The 16,281-nt window shown below is 58.8% G+C and carries 10 protein-coding genes and 6 pseudogenes; 10 read left to right on the top strand and 6 right to left on the bottom strand.

Annotated features, from left to right (window positions below; translation table 11 throughout):
* Nucleotides 1-88: 88 nt before the first annotated feature.
* Nucleotides 89-439, bottom strand: a complete 351-nt coding sequence (locus tag NKJ84_RS22230) for a hypothetical protein (RefSeq protein WP_352508249.1) — start codon at nucleotides 437-439, stop codon at nucleotides 89-91.
* Between the two features lie 230 nt (nucleotides 440-669).
* Between NKJ84_RS22230 and NKJ84_RS22225 the strand changes: the two genes are divergently transcribed.
* On the top strand, nucleotides 670-1,128 hold the full coding sequence (locus NKJ84_RS22225; protein ID WP_352508248.1) for a Ros/MucR family transcriptional regulator: 459 nt from the start codon (nucleotides 670-672) through the stop codon (nucleotides 1,126-1,128).
* Between the two features lie 537 nt (nucleotides 1,129-1,665).
* Here the strand turns inward: NKJ84_RS22225 and groL are convergent.
* Nucleotides 1,666-3,309 carry a chaperonin GroEL gene (gene groL / locus NKJ84_RS22220; RefSeq protein WP_352508247.1) on the bottom strand — a complete coding sequence of 548 codons (1,644 nt, stop codon included), beginning with the start codon at nucleotides 3,307-3,309 and terminating at the stop codon, nucleotides 1,666-1,668.
* A gap of 65 nt (nucleotides 3,310-3,374) precedes the next feature.
* On the bottom strand, nucleotides 3,375-3,671 hold the full coding sequence (gene groES, locus NKJ84_RS22215) for a co-chaperone GroES (protein ID WP_352508246.1): 297 nt from the start codon (nucleotides 3,669-3,671) through the stop codon (nucleotides 3,375-3,377).
* 397 nt (nucleotides 3,672-4,068) lie between these two features.
* On the opposite strand from groES, the pseudogene NKJ84_RS22210 reads away from it, so the two are divergent.
* The 4 genes and pseudogenes from NKJ84_RS22210 to NKJ84_RS22195 form a co-directional block, all read left to right on the top strand.
* Nucleotides 4,069-4,245, top strand: a pseudogene (locus NKJ84_RS22210) (transposase); the annotation flags it as partial.
* Nucleotides 4,246-4,250: 5 nt separating this feature from the next.
* A pseudogene (locus NKJ84_RS22205) lies at nucleotides 4,251-4,519 on the top strand (hypothetical protein); the annotation flags it as partial.
* Nucleotides 4,520-4,562: 43 nt separating this feature from the next.
* Nucleotides 4,563-6,203 (top strand): MFS transporter, encoded by a 1,641-nt coding sequence (locus NKJ84_RS22200; RefSeq protein WP_352508245.1) that lies wholly within the window; start codon nucleotides 4,563-4,565, stop codon nucleotides 6,201-6,203.
* A gap of 375 nt (nucleotides 6,204-6,578) precedes the next feature.
* The gene (locus tag NKJ84_RS22195) at nucleotides 6,579-7,082 is read left to right on the top strand and encodes a PhzF family phenazine biosynthesis protein (RefSeq protein ID WP_352508289.1); all 504 of its coding nucleotides are present in this window, start codon (nucleotides 6,579-6,581) and stop codon (nucleotides 7,080-7,082) included.
* On the opposite strand, the pseudogene NKJ84_RS22190 reads toward NKJ84_RS22195, so the two are convergent.
* Nucleotides 6,976-7,519: pseudogene (locus NKJ84_RS22190) on the bottom strand (sigma-54-dependent Fis family transcriptional regulator); the annotation flags it as partial. The gene NKJ84_RS22195 and the pseudogene NKJ84_RS22190 sit on opposite strands and share 107 nt — an antisense overlap.
* Before the next feature lie 132 nt (nucleotides 7,520-7,651).
* Here NKJ84_RS22190 and NKJ84_RS22185 point away from each other — a divergent pair.
* Complete coding sequence (locus tag NKJ84_RS22185; protein ID WP_352508243.1) at nucleotides 7,652-8,683, top strand: IS110 family RNA-guided transposase; 1,032 nt, start codon at nucleotides 7,652-7,654, stop codon at nucleotides 8,681-8,683.
* Between the two features lie 293 nt (nucleotides 8,684-8,976).
* On the opposite strand, the pseudogene NKJ84_RS33285 reads toward NKJ84_RS22185, so the two are convergent.
* Together NKJ84_RS33285 and NKJ84_RS22180 are read right to left on the bottom strand one after the other, a co-directional pair.
* A pseudogene (locus tag NKJ84_RS33285) lies at nucleotides 8,977-9,197 on the bottom strand (hypothetical protein).
* Nucleotides 9,179-9,784: pseudogene (locus tag NKJ84_RS22180) on the bottom strand (transposase family protein); the annotation flags it as partial. The pseudogenes NKJ84_RS33285 and NKJ84_RS22180, both read right to left, overlap by 19 nt.
* A 50-nt stretch (nucleotides 9,785-9,834) precedes the next feature.
* Here NKJ84_RS22180 and NKJ84_RS22175 point away from each other — a divergent pair.
* From NKJ84_RS22175 to NKJ84_RS22160, 4 genes and pseudogenes are all read left to right on the top strand, one after another.
* Nucleotides 9,835-10,337, top strand: a pseudogene (locus tag NKJ84_RS22175) (Tn3 family transposase); the annotation flags it as partial.
* A 242-nt stretch (nucleotides 10,338-10,579) separates the two neighbouring features.
* Nucleotides 10,580-11,125 (top strand): VOC family protein, encoded by a 546-nt coding sequence (locus NKJ84_RS22170; protein WP_352508242.1) that lies wholly within the window; start codon nucleotides 10,580-10,582, stop codon nucleotides 11,123-11,125.
* A gap of 770 nt (nucleotides 11,126-11,895) precedes the next feature.
* On the top strand, nucleotides 11,896-13,164 hold the full coding sequence (locus tag NKJ84_RS22165; protein WP_352508241.1) for an aminotransferase-like domain-containing protein: 1,269 nt from the start codon (nucleotides 11,896-11,898) through the stop codon (nucleotides 13,162-13,164).
* A 272-nt stretch (nucleotides 13,165-13,436) separates the two neighbouring features.
* Nucleotides 13,437-16,281, top strand: a 2,845-nt coding sequence (locus NKJ84_RS22160) for an amino acid adenylation domain-containing protein (protein WP_352508240.1), incomplete at its 3' end; no start/stop codon positions are given.

Here is a 16,281-nt window from a genome sequence, read left to right as displayed (position 1 = left end):
CTCGAGGCGATAGCACCTTCTGGGCAATTCAACTCCAGGTTAAGAATGAATTGCAAAAAGCTCAAGACCGTCCGGCTGCACATCGGTTTCAGGCGGACTGCTCGGCCATCAATTTCACATTCCCAAAGAAAGGATGGCGAAACAGAAACCGCCCGGTTTCGAGATCACTGACAAGTTCGACCCAAAGCTTACGACCGAGACGCGCGTCGCAGCAGGCTGCCGTCATGCCTGAATATGCGCCAAGCACCGCGGCACGGTCGCCAACTGTCGAGCAGCATGGATACGGACTTGCAATAACCGAGATGGATCGCATCGCGATTGGTTGGCCTTCCCGCGACAGCGGAAAGCCTGATAGAGAAAAGGCCATGATATCCATGATGCGGGGACTTCGCGAGCCGCGGAATATCGACGTCGACACTTCATGGGCGTCGCGAAACATCTTCGGCGCTTGCGTCGAAGTGGATCGGGATGCCAAAAACCAAGCTTCGCCCCAGTCAAGAGGCAGCCGACACTGAGCAACAACACGCGCACGACGGCGGATGCAGCGCTATGGTCCTCGGTGCCGACGAGCATCGCGATAGTCCTGCCGGGCTGTATTTGCTTCCAGCGCCAACCGCCACTATGAAGCAACCCTTCGCTGACTGTGTTTCACGCCGCCTGGAGAGTTTCATGACAGAAGAAGCCGACAATAACATGGACAACCTCATCGAGCTCACCGCCGATGTCGTCTATGTCTCCAACAATCCGATCCCGGTGGGGGATCTCCCTGCCCTGATCGCTCAAGTGCACGCGGCACTGAAAGGGACGGCCGGAAGCGTCTCCGCAGAAGAGCCGGGGGTCCTTAAGCCTGCAGTCCCGATCAGGAAGTCGGTGACACCGGACTACATCATCTCCCTTGAGGACGGGAAGAAATTCAAATCGCTAAAGCGCCATCTGTCGACCCACCATGGGCTGACGCCGGATGGATATCGGGCCAAATGGGGCCTGCCGGCGGATTATCCCATGGTCGCGCCGAATTATGCTGCCGCGCGCTCGGCTTTGGCCAAGACGATGGGGCTCGGCCGCAAACCGAAAGCGCCGGAAGCGCCGGCGCCGACGAAGCGAACCCGCAAGAAGGTCGCAGCTTGATTTCGGCAATCGAGATTCGTTCTGGAGCGTTGCAGCCATCGGCTTAATCTGCGCGTCATATAAAAAGGCTTCAATGCGGCCGTAGCGCTTCAATTCGCTGGAATCGCTGGCCGGCGGGCGCAAACGCCACGCGATGTCGTTCACGCTGGGTCGTCGGGACAGAGCCTGGATCGAGAGTTGATTATGCGGCGCAACTTCGCACGCGGATATTTCTGGAAATGCAACGATAATCGCGGCCTTTGGCGCTCTCCACATAGTAGCAGGCAACATTGAACGCTGTCCGTCGAAAGTTGCCCCGGCCGAGCGAGGGATAGTCGCGGAAGCGTTCTATGTCCTCTTCGCCGATCGCTCGGACCTGTGACTACCGCATGTCCGGGCAAGAGGCTTCCATTGGCGAGGGAGGGCGGCAAGAACCTCGGACTGTTTCGATATAGAACGGTCCAAAATTTCGCGAGCGCCGAACTTTTCCGACCGGATCCGCGCCAAAGAAAAGGGCGGCATTGCTGCCGCCCTTCCGAGATTGTTGAGATGCGTGGATTAGAAATCCATACCGCCCATGCCGCCGCCGCCCATGCCGCCAGGCATGCCGCCAGCCGACTCCTTTTTCGGAGCCTCCGCGATCATGGCTTCGGTGGTGACCAGCAGGCCGGCGACCGAAGCCGCATCCTGGAGAGCCGTGCGCACGACCTTGACCGGATCGACGATACCCATGGCGATCATGTCGCCATATTCGCCGGTCTGGGCGTTGAAGCCGAAGGTCGGGCCCTTGTTGTCAAGGATCTTGCCGGCAACAATCGATGCTTCCGCACCGGCGTTCGAGGCGATCTGGCGGGCAGGAGCCTGCAGCGCGCGACGCACGATGGCGATGCCGGCCGTCTGGTCGGAGTTGGCGCCGGTGACGGTGATGGCCAGCGAAGCGCGCAGCAATGCGACGCCGCCGCCGGGCACGATGCCTTCTTCGACGGCCGCGCGGGTCGCGTTCAGCGCATCATCGACGCGGTCCTTCTTTTCCTTGACTTCCACTTCCGTCGCACCGCCGACGCGGATCACGGCAACGCCGCCCGCCAGCTTGGCGAGACGTTCCTGCAGCTTCTCCTTGTCGTAGTCCGAGGTGGTCTCCTCGATCTGCTGCTTGATCTGGGCAACGCGGCCCTGGATCTCTTCCTTCTTGCCGGCGCCGTCGACGATGGTGGTGTTCTCCTTGGAGATCGACACCTTCTTGGCGCGGCCGAGCATGTTGAGGCCGACATTCTCGAGCTTGATGCCGAGGTCTTCGGAAATGACCTGGCCACCGGTGAGAATGGCGATGTCTTCCAGCATGGCCTTGCGGCGATCACCGAAGCCCGGCGCCTTGACGGCAGCGATCTTCAGGCCGCCACGCAGCTTATTGACGACCAGCGTGGCCAGGGCCTCGCCTTCGACGTCTTCCGAGATGATGACCAGCGGCTTCGAGGTCTGCACGACAGCCTCGAGGATCGGCAGCATGGCTTGCAGGTTGGAGAGCTTCTTCTCGTGGAGAAGGATGTAGGCGTCTTCCAGATCCGCAACCATCTTCTCGGCGTTGGTGACGAAGTAGGGCGAGAGATAGCCGCGGTCGAACTGCATGCCTTCGACGACTTCAAGCTCGGTCTCGGCGGTCTTGGCTTCCTCGACGGTGATGACGCCCTCATTGCCGACCTTCTGCATCGCTTCCGCGATCATCGAGCCAACCGAAGCATCGCCATTGCCGGCGATGGTGCCGACCTGAGCAACTTCTTCCGAGGTCTTGATCTTCTTGGCGTTCTTGATCAGCGTCGCGACGACGTCGGTTACCGCGAGGTCGATGCCGCGCTTGAGGTCCATCGGGTTCATGCCGGCGGCAACCGCCTTGTGGCCTTCGTGGACGATCGACTGCGCCAGAACGGTCGCGGTCGTGGTGCCGTCGCCGGCGATGTCGTTGGTCTTCGAAGCGACTTCGCGGACCATCTGCGCGCCCATGTTCTCGAACTTGTCCTCAAGCTCGATTTCCTTGGCGACGGTGACGCCGTCCTTGGTGATGCGCGGTGCGCCGAACGACTTGTCGATGACGACGTTCCGGCCCTTGGGGCCGAGCGTGACCTTCACTGCGTCGGCGAGGATGTTGACGCCGCGCAGCATGCGCTCACGGGCATCGCGGGAAAATTTTACGTCTTTGGCAGCCATTTTTTACTCCTGGGCATTTCGCCCGAAATTCAGATTGGATGGTGCGGGTGAAAGGCGGCAGCGTGTCAGCCGATGATGCCCATGATGTCGGATTCCTTCATGATCAGAAGGTCTTCGCCATTGAGCTTGACTTCGGTGCCCGACCACTTGCCGAACAGGATGCGGTCGCCGGCCTTGACGTCCACCGGGACGAGCTTGCCAGCTTCGTCACGAGCGCCCGAGCCGATGGCGATGATCTCGCCTTCCTGCGGCTTTTCCTTGGCGGTATCTGGGATGATGATCCCGCCGGCGGTCTTCGCTTCGGACTCGACGCGGCGAACGACCACGCGGTCATGCAGCGGCAGGAAATTCGACTTTGCCATTTTTGGATGTCCCTGGTGCTGTTGAACGGTTCTCCGTTGCCGGAGCGTGGTTAGCACTCGCCTGTGGCGAGTGCTAACGCGACCGTGAGATAGGTAGTAGGTTCGTACTAGTCAAGACGGAATAGGGACGGCCGAGGAGCAAAAGATTTGGAATCGGCGCGGAAGCAGCAGGCCTCTTTATGTCAGGAGAAAGCTCTTTCTGCATCTTTGCTGCCAGTAGCTCGTCCCCTCCGGCTCAAGACATCTCCGCCAGCGGCGCCTGCCTGGTGTGGCCGGAGGGAAGGGCCTGAACGGCAGTTCGCCCAGTGACTTTTCGGCGAAGAGCGCCGCGCGGATATCCTCCGGGTCGGCGCGCATCAGGAAGCAGATCATGCTGCTCTGACCCCTGAAAACTGGACTGTTCGAAAGTGGAGCTTTCCGCGGTAGCGTCCCTTGGCGGGGAGGAGCGGAGAAGGCATCGAAGTTTTCGGACGCGCAGAAGGCGTTTATTTTGAAGTAGGGAGCGGACGGGATTCCTGTCGCGGAGATCTGTCGGCGGGCGGGAATCAGCCAGACGACCTACTTCAACTGGCGAGGTTGGCCGGACACGCCGCAGCCGGGGCGCGCGGCCGCAAAGGAGGCAGGAAATTCGCGCTCGCCAAGACGGATATTCGCCCCGCGCAGTCTGCTATGTGGCTCAATGCGACACTTCCGACCCCGATCTCTGCTAAGAACTCGGGATTGAGCGCGTCATCTTAAACCGATATGTCGGGCCCAAGGGTGAACTTAGAGCATGCGGAAGCGAGTGCTCGGTCATGCCTGAAAGTACTGACGCATTGCTCAACATCGTAAAGACTAAAAGGCAATAGTGGCAGCCGTGTTAAACAATCGGCTCCTCGAAGGTAAAAAAACGTGCAGCACGAAAATCCTCATCCGTCCGTTCCAACGACGCTCGCCCCGCTTCGGAACCAGGTATTTCGTTCGATCTGGATATCTACACAGATATCCAGCCTGGGATGGCTCGTGCAAACAGTCGCCATCAGTTGGCTCATGGTCACCATTTCGGCTTCGGATCTGTTGGTCGCGCTCGTGCAGGCCGCATCCACATTACCGGTATTCTTCCTCTCAATCCTCGCGGGAGCCATCGCCGACAACTTCAGCCGCCGATGGGTGATGTTTGCGGGGCACTGCTTGATAGCATTGGCATCAACGACGCTGATGGTTTCAGTGGGTCTGGGATTTGTCCATCCTTGGCTGATACTCGGATTGGGTTTCCTGGCTGGCTGCGGCTTCGCGTTAACTGATCCGGCCTGGCATGCGTCCGTGGGCGATATCCTCCACAAGCGCGACATTCCGGCTGCTGTGACACTTATGTCTGTCGGATACAACATTGTGCGCAGCGTTGGTCCGGCTTTGGGGGGCGTGATCCTGGCCTTCTTTGGACCGCTGGCCGCTTTCGCTTTGGCCGCGCTGAGTGATGTGGCGCCTCTAAGCGCAATATGGCGCACCAAATGGCAAGTTCGCTCTTCGCCTCTCCCTCGTGAGAGAATGACGATGGCGATTCATGACGGAGTGCGCTTCACGGTGATCTCCCTGGAGATCAGGTCGGCGATCGCCCGTGCAGCCCTTTTCGGCTTGGCAAGCATCTCCATCCTCGCGCTGCTGCCTCTCGTCGTCCGGGACAAGCTGGCAAGCGGGCCGATCGTCTACGGTATTCTGTTGGCCGGCTTCGGCATAGGCGCTTTCATCGCGGGCATGAGCAACGGCTTCCTGAGGCGGATCACGTCTCAAAACAGGCTGGTGGCGTTCGCCTCTGTCGCTTGCGCAGCATGTTGCCTTTCACTGGCACTGACCTCGTCGGTCGCTGTGGCAGCAATTTTTATGGCGCTCGGGGGCGCGGGTTGGCTGATCACCTGGACGGGCATTGACGTGTCGGTGCAGTTGGCAAGCCCAAGGTGGGTAGTCGGCCGCACGCTCTCGATCTACTACGCCTTGAGCGCTGGCGGTATGGCCGCCGGCAGCTGGATCTGGGGGTCCGTCGCGCAGAACTACTCCTTGACCTGGGCTTTGGAGGGTGCCGCGGGGGCTCTGTTGCTGGTTGCAGCAGCGGGGATACTGTTGCCGATACGTCCATGGGAAGAAACGGATCAGGAAAGTTCGGATTTTCCCGCACCCGAGCTGGCACTCGATCTGAAGCCAAGGAGTGGCCCGATCGTTGCCAAGGTCGACTATTTCATATCCGAGAAGAATATCGACGCCTTTCTCGGCTGCATGCGCACAAAGCGGCACGCTCTTAGCCGTGCCGGCGCACGAAACTGGACGCTCCAACGAAACCTTCAAACGCCTTCGGTTTGGACAGAGACATTCCGCACGCCCACCTGGATGGACTTTCTGCGTCTGAACCATCGGCTCACGGCCGCGGATAAGGAAGCAGACGAACATCTTCTCGCGCTGCATGATGGCGAACTCCCTCCGCACACAGTGCTTTCGATCGAACGAACGACCGAGGCAGCTCGTACCCGCTCAACAGTCTTTTCTCGTCCCCCGAGGTGACGTCGTGATGAGCTGTTAGCCGATGAACAGACGCGATCACCCCTGGGCTTTGGCCTTAACGCGCGCCAGTGAGCGTGACACGCACTAACGTTTGATCTCGAGCGTTGCTGGCGGGCTCATCTCGAACCTGCCCTGTTGGGCCGACCTCGCTGAAGCGAGGCAGGGCCATAACCGCGAGCTTCCCAGTATTTGAGTTCGCGTTGAAATGGTGCGCGTTCGACGGCTGGGCCTGCTTTGTCGGCGAAATGTCTGATTTGACTGGCTTAAGCCAATGCCGCTCGTACCACACAAAGGCTGTGGGAGAGGCCCTTGTTGCTGACCTATCAAATCGTTGATGTTTTCACGCGAACGCGGTTCGGCGGCAATCCGCTAGCAGTGGTGCTCGGTTCGGACAACTTGACAACTGATCAGATGCAGGCGGTTGCACCGGAGTTCAACTCCTCCGAGACGAGCTTTGTCTTGCAGCCGGCCGATGCGCACCACACGGCTCAGGTGCGTATCTTCACGCCGACGCTGGAGGTGCCGTTTGCGGGTCATCCGACTATCAGCGGGGCTTTCGTGCTGGCCGGTGCGGGCAACGGCGCCAAGGGGAAGAGTTTGTGTCCGAGGAGAAAGCCGGCTGGTTCATGTAGGCATCGTATGGGACGGTGTTCGCCAGCTGAAGACAGCCGAGGACCTGGTCGCCGAGAGCAGGGGTGCATCGTTGTGTCTCGACATACGCGGCCAAATGCATCGCCGCCAACGCCTCGATCCGGGTGTTGCGGCGCACGGGACGGGAAAAGCGCAGCACCCAATCGGAGTGCGTCTGCGCCATCAGATTGGCAAGCTCGATGCTTCGCGCGGAGGCCGTCACCAGATGCAGCGCCAGGTTCTGGCTGACCTTCGGTTGCGGGGAGCGAAGCAGGGAAATGTCCAGCACGGCAGCCAATCCGCCATTGGTGTCGAAGATCGGCGCGGCAGTGCAGGAGAGCGGCGTATGGGTCGTATCGAAATGGCCAGTCTGATGGATGGTCATCGCCTCGCCGGTGCTGATGCAGGAGCCGACGCCGCATGTTCCGGTGCGGCTTTCCGACCACTCGGAGCCGAGATAGAGCCCCGCCGAGCGCAATTGTCCATGAAGAGCGGATCGCCGAGGAAGTCGACGGTTACGCCCTTTGCGTTTGCCAGGAGCAATACAATACATAGTTCTGGCCCGCCACCTGCTTGAAAAGCGTTTCCAGGCCGCTACGGGCGATCGCGATCAGTCTTTCGGACTGCTCGCGATGTTCGCGAAGCTGTGTTTCGGGAACGATATAGGCTTCCGCGGGCCGGGCTGGGCCAGCCACGCGTCCTCCTCCCAGACAAGGCCTACTCGGCCCGAAGCTGATGAGGTGGAACGGCCCTTCTCAAACGGCATCGAATGCCTAACGTGGTCGTGTTGAAACGCCACAAAAAGGAAGGACCGCCCCATGGAGAAGATTACCACAGTCGGGCTTGATCTGGCCAAATCCGTTTTTCAAGTTCATGGCATAGCCGAAGAAGGACCCGTGATTGTACGCCGTACACTGCGTCGGTCGCAGGTTCTGGACTTCTTTCGCAAGTTGCAGCCTTGCCTCGTGGGTATGGAAGCTTGTGGCAGCGCGCATTATTGGGCTCGGGAAATTCAGGCCCTGGGTCATACGGTTCGGATGATGCCACCCGCATACGTGAAGGCCTACCTCAAACGCAACAAAACCGATGCTGCAGACGCTGAAGCTATCTGCGAGGCAGTCACGCGGCCGACCATGCGCTATGTTCCGGTAAAAACACAGGACGAGCAGGCTGCCGGAATGGTGCTCAAAGCGCGAGATTTGCTTATCCGCCAGCGCACTCAAACAATCAATGCCCTGAGAGCTCATCTTGCCGAACTGGGCATTGTCAGGGCGACCGGTCTGGTCGGAATCGTCCGCCTTGCCGCCATAGTACGCGACGACAGTGACCTGAGATTGCCGGGTGCAGCGCGAATGGCTTTGGAAGAGCTCGTTGAGCAAATCGAGACCGTGACGGCACGCATTGAAAGGCTCGATCGAAAAATCCTTGAGGCTATAAGAAAAGATGACAACGCCCGACGCTTGACGGCGATCCCCGGCGTGGGTCCGATCATTGCGGCGACCGTCCGGGCAGTAGTCCCTGATCCTGCCGGCTTTAAAACCGGTCGGGACTTTGCTGCCTGGATTGGGTTGACACCACGCGCACATTCCAGCGGAGGAAAAGAACGGATCGGTTCGATCTCAAAGCGCGGAAACCAGCAATTGCGCACGCTGCTTGTCGCTGGAGCAACGTCGGTCCTCAAGCTCGCCCGTCGTGGCCTCCAGGCATCACCATGGATAGCGGCGATGATATTGCGCCGCCCGTTCAAGGTTGTCGCGGTCGCTCTCGCAAACAAGATCGCGCGCATCATCTGGGCTCTTCTCGTTCACGGCGATAACTATAGAGGAGCGAAGATGATCGCCCAAGCTTAGGTTTTAGAGCTTTCTGGCCAGTCGGTCGGAGAGGCAGGCAAGGTGCCAATTGTGATGACCCAACGGGACGACATCCCGAAGCAAATCAGACCGCAAAATCGCAGGCGCGTTACAGCGCGAGAAGCTGATTAGGCGATTTGCTCCGCGGATCTCATCGTGACCGTGGCTGCCAGAAAACAGGCCGGACATATGACTGCACCGTCCATATTTGGGAAATACATGAGGAAATATCTTGCCAAGCGGGCCGTTCCACATATGCGATTTTGGCCAACTTGCGGAACAATCGGAGAACTTCACGGCTTGCTCTCCTCGGGTTGGAGGAGCATGGCGACATTTTCGGGGGCAAATTTGAATCCTCTGCGGTCGGGAATTCGCTCAGCGGAGATCGAGTAGCGTGGCCGCTTTGGATCGATGCCGTGATCCGGAACCGTTCGCTTCCAGTGCGGAACTCGCGTCCGAAGTCCGAAGGGGCCAATCCGAATTGCTCTGCGAGAAGGGATGGTTCCGCAGCCACCTGGCTGCATTATCGACGCTGGGGTCGTCCAGAATGTCGACAACCGAGCGACGCTCGAGATCGACCATGATGGTCCCGTATCGTGTCGCGCGTCGCCAGCTCCAGTCATCGATGCCAACCACCCGGATCTCGGAGGCGCAGTGAGCAACCGCGGCATCACGCTTCAGTTGCCGCAGGATGGTGTCGTCGCTGACCGGCATGCCGAGCCGTTGCATGAGGCGCTCGCCAGGACGGCCGCCCGTGCTATGGCCGAGCAGGCCGACAATCTCCACGACCCTTGTCGTCCGGCGCGCATAAGGGGAAGCAACCGTCGGCAGTCGGTCGGTGAACGTTTGTCATTCACATTTCTCATGTGCGCATCGCCAGCGGCTCAGCAGGAGCCTCACCGTCACAGCCTTACCCTGGACCGGAAGGTCCTGAAGGCTGCGGCTGGACCACCCATGCCGATTTCGGCTTCGCCGTCCGCAATCGGGGCAAATGCCGATCGCTGGTCCGGCAGCGGAAACAACCCAACTGTCATCATCAGTGAGCTCGACGCCCAGAACTTTGACCCCTGGGCCGGGCGACCATTTTGATTTCGTTCGCATGCCCGCCCATTAGCGATCTTGCCGCTAACAGCCGATGAACCACACAAAGTGAGAGCCAACTCGCAAGGGCGCTGCGGGAACTGTGCAGGATCGAGCGATCCATATTCATGATTGAATGGTACTCAAGCCCGGCACGCTGCCAAGCCGGCCTCAACAAGGGCGAAGCAGCACACAAGCTCAAGCGCGCCGTGTTCTTCCATGAGCGAGGCGAAATTCGCGATCGTTCGTTCGAGAGCCAGGCGTTCCGCGCATCCGGACTCAACCTCGTCGTCAGCGCGATCGTACACTGGAACACGGTCTATCTCGACCGCGCGGGCCACACAGTTGAAACGAGGGGGGCGAAACATTCCAGATAGCTGTTGAAGCATATCTCGCGCTGAGTTGGGAACATATCAACCTGACAGGCATCTACACCTGGGACACCGAGCATCAGATGCCCGAAGGCTTTCGAACCCTTAGGCTACCGACCCCAACCCGGCGAGCCATGAGTCCACAGGGATCGTATGCGCCGGTTTCCGCACTATGGCATAGTTCACGCTCTGTTCCCCGTTAGCGTACGAGATTTCGCACTGCTCTTGTTCTGCCCCCATTCTGTTGCTCCGAAATGATTTTTCCGCTTGGCATGTTACATGCTTGTCATCGACAAACGCGCTCACACTGAGCAGAAATTGTCCATGACCACACAAAAACGGACCATTCCGGTCTGCGAGGCTACTCATGTGTAATCAGGCTGTTAACAGCTTATGGCTCGATCGTTAAATTGGCTGCGTCCACCTAAACAGAAGGACTCAAAAAATGACTTATCCCGTGGGTTCGCCGTCGGATGGCTCTCTGAAAGAATCTATCGAAGCAAATGGCCATCATAATCCTCGATTTCATGGCATTGATCACATAGCTTTGGCGGTTCATAAACTAGACGACGCTATCGACCTGTTTCAAGATGTCCTTGGTTTTAAGCTTAGGCGGCGATTGCATATAAAAGGTAAGAAGACTGGGATGGTGTGTGCGGACATGGTTCGGAACGACATGTGCTTTGTGCTTTGCCAAGGCACAGAGCCAGAGTCGCAGGTGTCTCAACTTGTCCAAAACTACGGGGTTGGTCTAGCTCATGTTGCATTATCTGTCGACGATGTGTCGGCGGCGGTCAATACGCTTAGAGCGCGGGGATTGTCGTTCGACACGACTATTATTGAAGGACCTGGCCTAACACAAGCATTCTCTTCTCGATGCGCTAATACGGGGATAAGTTTTGAACTCATCCATCGGAACGGAGAGGAAGCATTTCTTGAAGACAACGTACAAGAGCTTTTCGAGCAGCTTGAGCAGTCGGGAAAATACTGATCAAAGAGGTGTGGCCCCCCGGGTTTCGCGATCCGACTTCAGGCGCGCCCGCCGGCCTACCAGGGTCCCGCAAGACTGATCGAAGGTGGCATTCCAACTGGACGAAAGGAAAGCGTCACCTGATCTGCGCCAGGCACGGTGAGCTGCCACTGAATTTCATTCAGCGGCGATCCCCGACCTGTTACGCCGTGGGCGCGGGTTGAGCAATCGGCGAGGACTTCGATCAGCGTACCTCCACCGCCCGGATCGCCACGGTATCACCTTTAGAGCTTTCTGGCCTGATCCTGGCATCGTCCTGTCCGACAACCCGCCCGCGCGCGACAAACTCGAACCTTCCTCAGATGCTTACGTCCAATGTCCGACAATGTCGGACACTAGTCATCTTAGTAGCGCCACGTAATTGTTTCGGCACGATTTTTCCTTTGGCACGGCACTTGCGTGGACATGTGTATCTGGGTCGCGGTTGAGGAGAAAAATCCAGTCAGCTCTAGGTGTGCGTGGACGCAGGTTGCCAGCTTCATAGGGTGCGAGTCCTCTCGCTTTGAGAGGCGGCTCAGCTTCGAAGACATGCACTCAGGCGCGCAGCATGGATTCATCAATCAAACGATGGGTGCTTTTTGATCAGCTTGATCATTCTGGCGAATAAACCGTGAAAATGCGTGAGCCCTTGGGCCTCAATGATGTCGTCGCTCTGAGACTGGTGTGGTCCTCAGCTCGCCGATAGTCCTACGCAGGGTTCGATGTTGGATCACAGATCGCAATGTTCAGTTATGAATTTTTTGAACGAAGTCTCGAGTGCGTTTCCCTCGGCAGTCTCGCTGGCGTCTGGCAGACCCAGTGAGCGGTTCTTCGACAAGCTCGACCCCCAGGTGCTGTTGAATGCGCTAGTGGTATATGAACGCTATTCAGCTGGCGGTCACGGGGGCGGGCAATTATTGTCGCACTTGCTGCAGTATGGACGAACCGCCGGCATTATCGGCGAGCTCGTTGCGCAACAGGTCCGGTCTGATGATGGGGTTCCCGCGAGGGCGGATCGCGTACTGATCACCTCAGGATGCCAGGAAGCGCTCGCACTCTGCCTCGCCGCGCTGTGCCCTGAAGCTGCGGATGTGCTCCTAGTCTGCAATCCCACGTATATTGGTGCGACCGGTGCAGGTAAGGCCGCAAGGGTCGCCGTTGCAGCATTGTCCAACTCAGCGCCTTGCGTTGCAGAGGCAGTCGAACTCGCCGTCCTACAATTGCGCCGGAATGGTCGGAGGGCCCGCGCTCTATACCTCATTCCCGATTTTGACAATCCGACCGGGCGCGTCCTCGATAAGGCCTCACGATGCGATATCCTTCAAGTGTGCGCAAGAAATCGGATTATCGTTCTGGAGGACAATCCATATCGGCTATTTCGGTATGAAGGTGATGAGATCCCTCCGATGGCCGCTTTGGATGAGGCAGGAAGTGTTATTTACCTGTCCACATTCTCCAAGACCTTGAGCCCAGCTCTCCGCGTGGGAGCTGCGATACTGCCCGATACAATATTTGGAGACGCGCGCGCTTGCCGGGCACTTTGGGAAAACCTGGTCCAGCTCAAGAGTTTCATTACCCTCAATACAAGCCATATTACACAAGCGATTGTAGCGGGACTCTTGATGGAGCAGGCAGTAAGCTTGCGTGGCTGGATTCGCCCCGCGCTGGATTGGTATCGTTCAAATCGCGACGTCATGGTGCGTCAGCTGGACAGTGTGTTTTCGCCTTTCCCCGAGCAGATACGATGGAATCGACCCTCTGGCGGCTTTTTCCTGTCTCTTGATCTTCCTTTCAGATTTGGCGCGGACAGCGCGGACGAGTGTGCAAGGTGTTACAATGTCATTGTTATGCCGATGAGCTTCTTTGCGTTGGATAACTCTCAAGACTGCCGGATTCGATTAGCATTCAGCGCGGTTACTCCCGAGCAAATCCGAACCAGTGTGACAGGTTTAGGCCGCTATGTGGCGCGGCGGTTGGGGAGGGAACTGCCCAGCTTAGTGGATGGACTGGCCGAGGGATGAAGATGGCACCTCACTCTTCACCGGAGCGCGCAAGCGCTTGCGAACCAGGCGATCGGGATAGGCCACAACCTGCAGCGCGATCAATCTCCTCCAGCGTCTTTGTTGGCAATGGTACGCTTGCTATCAGCTGCGCGCAGCTGGCAATGGAGGTGGGCCACGACATTCGCGTAGTGCTATGTGGCGACGCTATATTCGCGGATTGGGCGGCTCGCGCCAATATCCCGTGTATTGCGAGTGTTGACGAGCTCTGCTCTCTTCTGAACGCGGAGCCGGTGGATTGGATTTTCTCCGTTGCCAATCCGCTTATATTGCCACCGGGCGTGTTTGGGCGAGCGCGACAAGGTGCTTTCAATTTCCACGACGGTCCACTGCCACGGTATGCAGGAACTCACGCGACGTCCTGGGCGCTGCTGGCCCAGGAGAGCGAGTATGCCATCACGTGGCATCGTATCGATGATGGTGTTGATACGGGTGACGTCGTGGTCCATCGCCAAGTGCTGATTGCGCCCACCGATACGGCACTGACCCTGAACCTCAAATGTTATGAGGCCGCTGTCGAGGGATTCCGCGAGCTTCTAACTGGTTTGGCGAAGGGAGAGCTTACCGCCTATCCGCAAGCGCTGGTGAACAGAAGCTATTTTCCAAGACGTCGACGCCCAGATGCGGCAGGCTGTCTGCGATGGGATCGATCCGCGCAAGACCTGTCAGCGATGACGCGTGCCCTAGACTTTGGCCCGTATCATCCCAATCCATTGTGTCTGCCCAAGGCGCTCGTAGGCGATGAGGTTGTCACAGTCAGACGCCTGGAGGTGTTGCCTCGACGCTCGGGCATTCCGGCAGGTTGCCTGCTTGAAATCCACTCCAGCCACTGGCGGGTGGCGACGGGTACGCAGGATGTTGAGGTTTGCTTTGGCAGCTCCGATGGTCAGGCGCTGGACGCGCGAGACCTCGCCAGGCATTCCAATCTGAATGAAGGTGATCGCCTGCCAATTTTGAGCGATGAACAGGCGCAGAGCATAACTGCCGCCCATGAATTGCTGGCGCCTTCAGAGGATTTTTGGCGACAGCGGCTTGAGCAGCTTAGAATATTGCAGTTTCCTTTCCTGTCGTCGTGCGTAGCTGGGGCGCCGCCCAAACGGCAGTCGAGTTCGTGGTTCATTGCAAGTGCGTTGGCTAAGCTGTCGCCAAATGATCGCACGGAATACTTGGTAACGGCTTGGCTGATCTATCTCGCCCGCATCACGGGAGAAACAGAGCTTCAACTGGGATGGACGCCTGCATCGGATAGATCGCAAGCCGGTTTGAAAGCGGTGGAGGTGCTTATCGCCTCTGTCGTGCCGATGGAAGTTACCATTGATCTTGCACATGATTTTGAGGAAATGCGCAAAGCTGTGGCGGGCGAATGCGCTCAGCTGAGGGCGCACGCTAGCTTTGCCCGGGATCTTATCGCGCGCTGCCGGACAGTGCGAGGTGTGGAGGCGCTACGGTCGCACCGGCCCTGGCCGATTGGCATCACGATTACAGCAGATAGCTGTTCTGCCGCTGGCGATCTAGCTTCGAACGCGAGTTCTGAGACAACCCTATCCGGTGATTTGCTGACATTCGAGCTTTGCGCTCTGGATGGGAGCTTTCGATGGCATTTTGATGCAAGTCGATTGGCACCGGAGCAGATCGACCGCATGACGCAGCACTTACAAACATTGTTGCATAGTGTGCTGGCCGATGCAGGCCGGCCAGTGCGCGATCTGGACATCCTGCCGGCTGACGAGCGCACCTACCTGTTGGAGGAGTTGAACCGGACGGCGGCGGCCTATCCGTCGGACATGTGCATCCACGAGCTGTTCGAGGCGCAGGTGCGCCAGGCCCCCGATGCGGTGGCGGTAGTCTATGAGGACGAGCGCCTGAGCTATGGCGAGCTCAATGCCCAGGCCAACCGGCTGGCCCACCATCTGATCGCCTTGGGTGTAAAGCCGGATCAGCCGGTGGCGATCTGCCTGGAGCGCAGCCCGGCGATGGTGCTTGGTGTGCTGGCGATCCTCAAGGCCGGCGGCGCCTATCTGCCGCTCGATCCGGCCTATCCCTGCGCGCGGTTGCGGCAGGTTCTCGATGATGCCGCACCCAAGCTGCTGCTTTGCGACGCGGCCGGCCGCGCTGCGCTCGGCGCCGAGGCGCTGGCCGATGTGAGCGTGGTCGATCTGGAGACGGCGACACCAGCCTGGGCCGAATTGCCCGCCTGCGATCCCGAGCCGCGCGCCATTGGCCTGACCGCGCGCCATCTCGCCTATGTCATCTACACCTCAGGCTCCACCGGAACCCCAAAGGGCGTCATGGTCGAGCATGGAAGTCTGGTCAATCTCGGGTTGGCTCAGATCGGGCTTTTTGGCGTCTGTTCGAATAGCCGTGTTGTGCAGTTCGCCTCCTTCGGCTTTGATGCAAGTGCTTGGGAGCTTGTCATGGCGTTTGGCTCAGGCGCCGCATTACACTTGCCTGCGGACGAGCTCCGCCAGGCGAGTAACAAGCTATCGGATTACCTGCGAAGCGAAGCCATAACCCATGCGACATTACCTCCAGCCTTGCTTCAGGCAAGCAGGGATCCGGGATGTTTGGCATCGCAAGTTCTCATTCTTGCTGGCGAACTGCCGAAAGCTGAACTCGTCCGAAGTCTGGCCTCGGCATCTATCGTCAACGCCTATGGCCCGACCGAAGCAACAGTCTGCGCGACGGTTTGGAGTTGTCCCGATGACTTTGATGGGTCAGTTGTCCCGATCGGGCGTCCGATTGCGAACACGCGGGTGTACCTGCTGGACGGTCATGGTGCGCCCGTCCCGTTCGGGGCGGTGGGGGAGCTCTATATCGGCGGGGCGGGCGTTGCGCGGGGCTACCTGAACCGGCCTGATCTGACGGCGGAGCGGTTCATCGCCAGTCCCTTTGTGGAAGGCGATCGGCTGTATAAGACCGGTGACCTGGGGCGTTATCTGCCGGATGGCTATCTGGAGTTCCTGGGCCGCAACGATGACCAGGTGAAGATCCGCGGCTTCCGCATCGAGCCGGGCGAGATCGCGGCGCGGCTTTGCGAGCATGCCTGGGTGCGTGAGGCGGTGGTGGTGGCGCGCCAGG

It is taken from the genome of Mesorhizobium sp. M0048, from assembly GCF_040323405.1.
Classification (GTDB): Bacteria; Pseudomonadota; Alphaproteobacteria; order Rhizobiales; family Rhizobiaceae; genus Mesorhizobium.
This window is presented reverse-complemented; position numbering and strand designations above follow the sequence as displayed.